Origin of the sequence: Microcystis sp. M53602_WE12, assembly GCF_030065455.1 — a bacterium.
Classification (GTDB): domain Bacteria; phylum Cyanobacteriota; class Cyanobacteriia; order Cyanobacteriales; family Microcystaceae; genus Microcystis; species Microcystis aeruginosa.
In genome coordinates, this window is the sequence record NZ_JASJFB010000021.1 from 1 (window position 1) to 2,465 (window position 2,465).

Annotated in this window: 2 protein-coding genes; both read right to left on the bottom strand. The window is 41.5% G+C overall.

The window, feature by feature from the left end; genetic code table 11:
* Window positions 1-215 precede the first annotated feature (215 nt).
* Window positions 216-533 carry a P-II family nitrogen regulator gene (locus PX482_RS00650; RefSeq protein WP_012268099.1) on the bottom strand — a complete coding sequence of 106 codons (318 nt, stop codon included), beginning with the start codon at window positions 531-533 and terminating at the stop codon, window positions 216-218.
* Between the two features lie 73 nt (window positions 534-606).
* Window positions 607-1,587 (bottom strand): sodium-dependent bicarbonate transport family permease, encoded by a 981-nt coding sequence (locus PX482_RS00655; protein ID WP_002756655.1) that lies wholly within the window; start codon window positions 1,585-1,587, stop codon window positions 607-609.
* Window positions 1,588-2,465 lie beyond the last annotated feature (878 nt).

The window sequence follows — 2,465 nt, forward strand, 5'->3', positions numbered from 1 at the left end:
GCTTTTAGACTTTTTTTCCCTGAAAAAGTGCCTACCATTGGAGTGATTGGGGGGAAAATTTAGGGATTTTTTCCCTGAAAATTAGGTAATTGACCACCTGAAAATGGGTAAAACCCCACACCCCACACCCCACACCCCACCACACCCTGCCCCCACGAAAAACTTTTTCAGCAGCCCCTAATTAACTACGACAATTTTTGATTTTTACAAGAGGTCTAATGAGTTAGCCATTGGCCCGTAGTCACCACAAAAATTCCGCCGGCTTTTTTTAAAAAAGGCTGAATTTTATCGATCAGACGACCAAGTTGTTCGTCACTATTACAAACCGTCATAATGTAGTTACCACTGTAATCACAATCCAAGTCATCACAGGATAAACCTCGATCACCTTTTCCCGAAGTACTGCCAAAGACGGTATAACCGGAAACTCCGACAACATCAAGAACGCTTAAGGTTTCTTCCAGAAAAGCATGACTAACAATTATGTCCACTTTTTTGACAGTTTGTAGGGAAGGATGCGGGGATTCAAGCATGGTAGTTAGGTACAAAAAGGATAAGTGAAAGAGAAAACTTTTGACAGGAATTATTTAAAAACCGCCGGGCCTTTTAGACTCCACAGCCAATGATTTTAATCATCTCTAGGTACAGAGGAATACCGATGATGATATTGAAAGGAAAAGTTAAAGCCAAGGCCATAGAAATGTATAAACTAGGATTCGCTTCGGGAACAGTCATTCTCATGGCCGCAGGAACAGCAATATAAGAGGCACTGGCACACAAAACAGCGAATAATAAAGCATTGCCCTGTTCAAATCCGAGAACCTTAGCGATGAGAATCCCCACCATAGCATTGATGACGGGAATGAATACCGAGAAACCGATGAGAAAAGAACCAGTTTTGCCTAATTCCCGGATTCTTTTCGCAGCCACTAATCCCATATCCAGGAGAAAGAAAGTTAAAGCACCATAAAAAATCCCTTGAGTGAAAGGTTGTAATTTTTCCCAGCCTTTTTCCCCCGTGAGCATACCAACAACAACACTACCGACTAAGAGAAATACCGAACCATTTAAAAAGGCTTCATGTAGAACCTTTGACCAAGAAAACGCTTCTTCTTCGCCATTTTTCTCTTTAAAGACTCGCACCAGGATTAAACCCACTACAATCGCCGGCGATTCCATTAAAGCTAAGGCCGCTACCATATGACCGCCATAGGAAATATGAAGTTTTTCTAAAAAAGAACTGGCGGTGATGAAAGTAACGGCACTAATGGAACCATAGGCTGCGGCGATCGCTGCTGCATTGGCACTATCGAGTTTAATTTTCAGGATAAAGAAAGTGTAAATGGGAACGATGCAAGCCATAACCACAGAGGCAATCAAAGTTAAAGCGATTTGGTTATTGATGCCACTTTCCGCTAGTTCATAACCTCCCTTGAAACCAATCGCCATCAAAAGATAGAGAGAAAAGAGTTTAGGCAGTGGTTGGGGAATCTCTAGGTCGGATTTAAAAAATACTGCCAGCATTCCCAAGAAAAAGAACAAAACCGGCGGATTGAGAATATTGAACAGGATTAAGCTGCCATCCATAGGTTTGCGTACATTGAGTTATTTCAATCTATACTATTCGATTTTGAGAATACTGGGGAAATGTTAAGTAGTCGTGCAAAATTAATTTCCTAGTCGAGACTCCGAGACTCCGAGACTCCGAGACTCCGAGACTCCGAGACGGGAGACGAACGTAGGTTGGGTTGAAGCATGAAACCCAACGCCCGATTATGTTACGCTACCACTAACCCATCCTACAAATAATTGTGCCTCCCTACTTAAGATGGGTGATGTTTCAGTGATCGGTGATCAGTTATCTTGAAACCGTCAGCTTTTCTCCCCTCTCCCCCTCTACAATAATTACTCGCAGCCAGGAATCACTTGGGTTAGTATCATACTTTGTGCTTTTTGTCAAAAAAACTTTTTTTTTGCAATAAAACTACACAAAAAAAAGATCATCGTTGTGGGTGAAATTGACTGATTTAACCGTCTTAATTGGGATTACCTTCTAGGTGTGGCAAAGGTTTCAACCATTGCTGCCCAAAAAAGCATAGAATAACCCATTATGAAATTCAGTAAAATCGCTGTAACTATGATAACATCGTTGTTAAATAAAAATCTTTCTCAATTAATTCTTAAGAATTTATAAATATTGCGGAATGTTAATTTAAATATTCTCAAGTTTTTGCAGTCAATAAATAACTTTTGCTTATATTTGTCAGAAAATAGAACTCCTGCAAAAATCCCACATCTACTATTGGGTTAGGAGTCAGTATTTAGGAGACTCCGAGACTATTTTTATTTATTCTCCCCACACCCCACACCCCACACCCCACACCCTACACCCTACACCCTACACCCCACACCCCACACCCCACACCCCACACCCCACACCCCACACCCCACACCCCACACCCCAC

Bases quoted from the DNA above. Each gene is read 5' to 3' on its own strand.
- PX482_RS00650 (WP_012268099.1), bottom strand. From the start codon at position 533: ATGCTTGAATCCCCGCATCCTTCCCTACAAACTGTCAAAAAAGTGGAC.
- PX482_RS00655 (WP_002756655.1), bottom strand. From the start codon at position 1,587: ATGGATGGCAGCTTAATCCTGTTCAATATTCTCAATCCGCCGGTTTTG.